Source organism: Microcystis sp. (assembly GCF_048564745.1).
GTDB lineage: Bacteria > Cyanobacteriota > Cyanobacteriia > Cyanobacteriales > Microcystaceae > Microcystis > Microcystis ichthyoblabe_A.
This window is the reverse complement of the sequence record NZ_JBLZRT010000094.1, coordinates 1-5,345: the sequence shown is the minus strand read 5'-3', so window position 1 is coordinate 5,345 and position 5,345 is coordinate 1. Positions and strand designations below refer to the sequence as shown.

Genomic DNA, 5,345 nt, shown 5'->3' with positions numbered 1-5,345 from the left:
TTTTATGGGCAGATATTTTAAAACTGTCTCTTGAAGCTAATTATGATGATTATCTTGAAAAAAAATGATAATTAGACAGAAGTTCTCTTGTTCACATAGAGAACTTTATCTTCTTTTGTTTTCAAAATGAGAATTGCTGGTAGGGACGAATTGCCTTCGCCCCTACAATAATAATTATTAACGGTATTAGTGGAGGATTGTTGATTACTTCCCTCTAGTTTTTTCGGCCCAAACTTTGCTGGGTAATCCCCAAACATAGATGAAACCTTCGGCAGCTTTATGATCAAATTGATCCTCGGCTCCGTAGGTAGCTAAATCGGGAGAATAGATAGAATTGACTGACTGACGACCGACCACTTTAGCGTTACCTTTAAACAGTTTCACTCGCACCGATCCCGTTACCTGTTCTTGGGTTTTGAGGATAAAAGCATCGATCGCTTCCTTTAAGGGACTGTACCACAATCCTTTATAAATTAACTGTCCGTAGGTCTCTTCAATTCCCCGTTTATATTGGGTAACATCTCCAGTTAAAGTCAAACTTTCTAAGTCCCGGTGAGCGTCAATTAAAACTAATAAAGCCGGGGCCTCGTAAATTTCTCGGGATTTAATTCCCACTACCCGGTTTTCGATCATATCTAACCGACCAACACCGTGTTTACCCACTAGGTCATTTAATTGACTAATTAGCGTGACAGAATCGAGATTTTCTCCGTTTAAACTGATAGGAATCCCCTGATTAAAACCAATATCGACGTATTCCGGCTCGTTGGGAGTATCGGCGATCGCTTTGGTCATTAGATAGATTTCTTCCGGGGGTTCCGTCATCGGATCTTCCAAAGGACCTGCTTCAATACTGCGCCCCAACAGGTTACGATCGATACTAAAAGGCGAGGATTTTTTCACGGGAGACTCAATCCCGAATTTTTCCCCGTAGGCGATGGTTTCTTCCCGGCTCATGCCCCATTCCCTGGCGGGAGCGAGAACTTTTAAACTAGGATTGAGGGCCATAATGCCCACATCAAAACGCACTTGATCGTTACCTTTGCCGGTGCAACCGTGAGCGACGGCATCGGCCCCGTATTTCTCGGCGGCCTCTACTAATAATTTAGCAATTAGAGGACGAGCCAGGGCGGTAGAAAGGGGATAACGATTTTCGTAGAGAGCATTAGCTTGAATTGAGGGAAAAGCGTATTCTTTGACGAATTCTTCCTGAGCATTGACTACTAAGGATTCGATCGCTCCGCAGCGCAGGGCTTTTTCTTGAATCGGTCCTAATTCGTCTCCTTGTCCTAAATCGGCGGCTAGGGTAATCACTTCTTCTACTCCCCATTCCTGTTTGAGATAGGGAATACAGACGGAAGTATCGACTCCTCCGGAATAAGCTAAAACCACTCTCTTGGCGCGTCCCATAATTTTTTCACCTAAAAACGACTAATTGATTACTCTTTTAAGTTTATTATATATCTTGGGGATTGGATGCTTCTTTTTTAATGCTTTTTTGTTTAGTTTTTGATGAAGAAAAGGAATAGGAAGTCACGAGTAGAGAGCCAAAACTAAACGGGCAACCAGCCGCTATTTACGTTTACTGGCAGGACGACGGGAGGATTTTTTCGGAGCGGTATTTTGGGGATTATCGTTAGTTTTATCTTTAAATATTGGAATAGTAAAATGAAACTGACTGCCGTGATTTTTGCCCCTAGATTCTGCCCAAATTTCGCCGCCCCAACCATTAACGATCTGACGACAGATAGCCAATCCTAACCCAGTTCCCCCGGCACTGCGTCGCAGGGCCCCCTCCTCTTGGTAAAAGCGATCAAAAACCTGTTCTAAACGATTGGGTTCGATCCCGCGTCCGGTGTCAGAAATCGTCACTTCTAGAGTTTTTGATTTTCCCAAAGCGACTTCGATCGAGACATTTCCCTCGCGACCGGTAAACTTACAGGCATTATCGAGAAGTTTGGAGAGTAATTCCACTAACCACTCGCCATCGGCTAAAACAAAGGGCAGATTAGGGGGGACAAGATTAATAATTTTTGGGTTTTCGTTGTCGAGATTGCGGGCGTGAACATGACTGATGGCTAATTCCACACATTCCGATAAGGATAAAGCTTCAGGATTCCAATTAACCCGGCCACTTTCTAACCTGGAAAGAGTTAAAAAATCTTGGATTAATTTACGCATTCGTTCCGCATCTTTCAGGGCAGTATCAAGCATAATTTGGCGTATTTCCGCCGGCATATCCGGTTCCGAGGCCAAACTTTCTAGACAGACTTGAATGGTGGACAGGGGGGTGCGTAATTCGTGGCCGGTAATGGCGACTAAATTAGAACGAGTGCGATCGAGGGCGGCTAATTGTTCATTTAAATCCTGTAAATTAGCGTAGGCTTCGGCTTGAATGAGGGCGACTCCGATTTGAGTGGCCACCGCATCCACCAGGGCGACATCCTCGCTTTTCCAAGTGGTGGTATAGGGTCCACAGTGATGCAGTTCCAACATTCCCAAGAGACGACTTTGGTAAAAAATCGGCACTAATAACCAAGAATAGATGGAACATTCCCGCACCAGATTTTGAATGGAATCCCCGGGGAGACGGGGATCGTGAATAGCGTCTTCGATTTTTAGGGATTCTCTCAATTCCAGCGCTTCCTGAAAAAGAGGATTATTTTTCAGAGGCCATTTTTGTCCTTTGATGGAACTAATGCCGGAGTTTAAAAATTCGTGTTCGATGGTGGCGTTAATGTCGGCTTCCTTACAACGATAGACCACGCAGCGACAGACTCCCAATCCCTGCCCCAATTTCCGCACTGCCACCTGGAGGATATCTTCCGGATCGAGGGAACGACGGATCGCCGCTGTTACCGAGTTGATCAGTCTTTCTTTGTGTTCTTTCGATGCCAGGGAACGATTGGCTTTCAGCAGTTTATACTGTCCCGCTTGCAAATAAGTGACCAATCGCTGGACAAAGGGATCCGGTTCCTCTTGATGATCCCTGTCCGTCAGTTCACAGATCAGGTATTCTTCTTGAGCGCGCCTAATTTTGTCCGCCAGTTCGGGACGATAATCGAGAATATGATTTAAAAGAATTTGGGCGGCCTGTTGACTCACATGGCGATCACTCGTCCAAATCCCCTCAAAACGGCGATTATTATCCATAGCTGCCCTATTTTCCCCTTCGGCTACCAGATGGGTTCGTTCCCGACAGATCAAACAACTAGCATAATGGCGACCGATAACCACTAGATGCCATTCTTGGGCTAAACTGTCATCCGGTTGAAAAGCGATCGTCTCGTAAACGTCGGAACTATGCTTAAAATCGGTTTCTGGGGCGGACAAAACATAAACTTGCCCGCTTTTGTGGGCAATGCGTCGATAGCGATGGGCCTCTTGACGATAAAAGCGCTCACGCTGAAAACTGGCAATCACTAATGGTTGATCGTCTTCCGCTAAAACCTGATCCTCCATGGCGTGGGATAGCGCGGTCAGGGATGCTTTGAAGTACATCTGCGATCGCCATTGGGGGAGTAACTGCAACAGTTCTGTTAAAACAGAAGTTGATCTGCTCATCGATGATCTGTTTCGAGTCGAGTGTGACTAGCAAGCGCAATAGAGGGAACTAGCAATTTCTCCCTTGACCCTATCCTACAGGCTCAAGGGGACAAGAGGTGAGATCGTGATGGCCAGAAATTTAAACCGAGTGATGCCAAAAGTGAGCGAAATTATTCTAGTTAACTAGAGGTTGCTGAATAAATCTAAAAACCTTGTTGGGTAAGACTTTTAGACTTTTGGGAAATCAAAAAGTGCCAGCCATTGGTAGGGATCGAGGGGAAATTTTAGGGACTTTTTCCCTGAAAATTAGGGAATTTATCAGATGAAAAGGGGTACAACCCTACACCCTACACCCCACACCCTGCCACCACGAGAAACTTTTTGCCGCAAACCCTAACTAGATGTAGGCAACTTTCATTGCCCAAACGATCAGCGCAATAATACTGCCGATGACGATAATCGACGATATCGCCACTACTACCGGTTTATCGGCTCCCTCGAATTTCATAATGCCACGATTTAAGTCTGACATTGCCCTTAACTCCTTTTCATGAGATGGATGTGGAAAGTATGAGACACTTTAGGATCATAAATTAGCGAACTCTCATCTATCCGTGTTATTAGAAATTGGTATCATTCGGCTGTCTTTAATCATTCTAGGCGTTCTTTTCGCCCTTGGCCTTCTCCTGGAGGCTATTTTAAGAATTGTCTTCGGGTTCGGTAATCCGCTTATTTACAAAGCTGATGCCGAAATTGGCTATCTTTTGGCTCCTAATCAACAAACGCGCCGGTTTTCCAATTTTATCGCCGTTAATCAGTATTCGATGCGGAGCGATCCGATTACACCCCAACGGCCCCCGGAGACGACGAGAATCATGTTAATCGGTGATTCGATCGCTAATGGCTCCTGGTGGACAGATCAAAAAGAGACCATTGCTGCTTTAATCGCCAAAAATTTAGGACAGAATCTGACGGGTTCAGTGGAGGTTCTCAATGCTTCCGCTAATTCGTGGGGACCGCGCAATCAATTGGCCTATCTGCGACGTTTCGGCACCTTTGAATCTCAGGTGATTGTGTTATTAATGAACACCGATGATCTGTTCGCTTTAGCTCCTAGTTCGGCGGTGGTGGGACGAGAAATTAATTATCCCGCTCGCCGGCCGGCTTTAGCTTTAATCGAATTGTATGATCGATATTTTAAGCGTTATCCTCCCCTGCCACAAGTGCAGGAAGCGGGCGATCGAGTGGGCAATAATTTAACCGCTCTTGCCCAAATTAAAGCCCTTGCTCAGGCTAATCAATCCCCTTTAATTATCGCTATTACTCCCCTCATTCGCGAAGCTCAAAAACAGGGGCGAGATTATGAATTGAAATCCCGTCAAAGACTAGCGGATTTCACCAGCAACCAGCAGATTTTTTATCTAGATTTTCTGCCCATTTTTCAAGCCCATCCTACTCCTGATTCCCTCTATATCGATAATATTCATCTTAGTCGAGACGGTAACGAGTTAATTAGTCAAAAACTGACCGAGGCAATCAAAAAAGTCTTTTAATTAGGGTTGCCTGAAAAAGTTTGTTGCTGGGCGCATAATTCAGTTATCAGTTATCATTTATCAGTTAAGTAGGTAGGTATTAAAAACTTTCAGATCCCCCCGCCTATCGGCACCCCCCTTATCAAGGGGGCTATCCATTAGTCACATCTTTCTTAACATAAAATTTGACAAAAAGAGAAAAGTGTGCAAGATGGCTCAAGGAGGTTCTATGGGGGAACTAATTTGATGAGATAGTTTCCAAGTCTG

4 protein-coding genes are annotated in these 5,345 nt (G+C 44.9%); 1 reads left to right on the top strand and 3 read right to left on the bottom strand.

Features of this window, described 5'->3' with window-relative positions:
• Positions 1–204 precede the first annotated feature (204 nt).
• The 3 genes from ACOCD9_RS11325 to ACOCD9_RS11315 all read right to left on the bottom strand — a co-directional run bounded on the left by ACOCD9_RS11325 (position 205) and on the right by ACOCD9_RS11315 (position 4,078).
• A complete protein-coding gene (locus ACOCD9_RS11325) occupies positions 205–1,410 on the bottom strand; it encodes an argininosuccinate synthase (protein WP_287702277.1) in 1,206 nt (401 codons plus the stop codon).
• A gap of 162 nt (positions 1,411–1,572) precedes the next feature.
• The gene (locus ACOCD9_RS11320; protein ID WP_287702275.1) at positions 1,573–3,564 is read right to left on the bottom strand and encodes a DICT sensory domain-containing protein; all 1,992 of its coding nucleotides are present in this window, start codon (positions 3,562–3,564) and stop codon (positions 1,573–1,575) included.
• 379 nt (positions 3,565–3,943) lie between these two features.
• Positions 3,944–4,078, bottom strand: coding sequence for a hypothetical protein (locus ACOCD9_RS11315; protein WP_287702273.1), 135 nt, complete (start codon positions 4,076–4,078; stop codon positions 3,944–3,946).
• Between the two features lie 82 nt (positions 4,079–4,160).
• Here ACOCD9_RS11315 and ACOCD9_RS11310 point away from each other — a divergent pair, with 82 nt between their 5' ends.
• Positions 4,161–5,099 (top strand): SGNH/GDSL hydrolase family protein, encoded by a 939-nt coding sequence (locus ACOCD9_RS11310; RefSeq protein ID WP_287702271.1) that lies wholly within the window; start codon positions 4,161–4,163, stop codon positions 5,097–5,099.
• Positions 5,100–5,345: the final 246 nt, after the last annotated feature.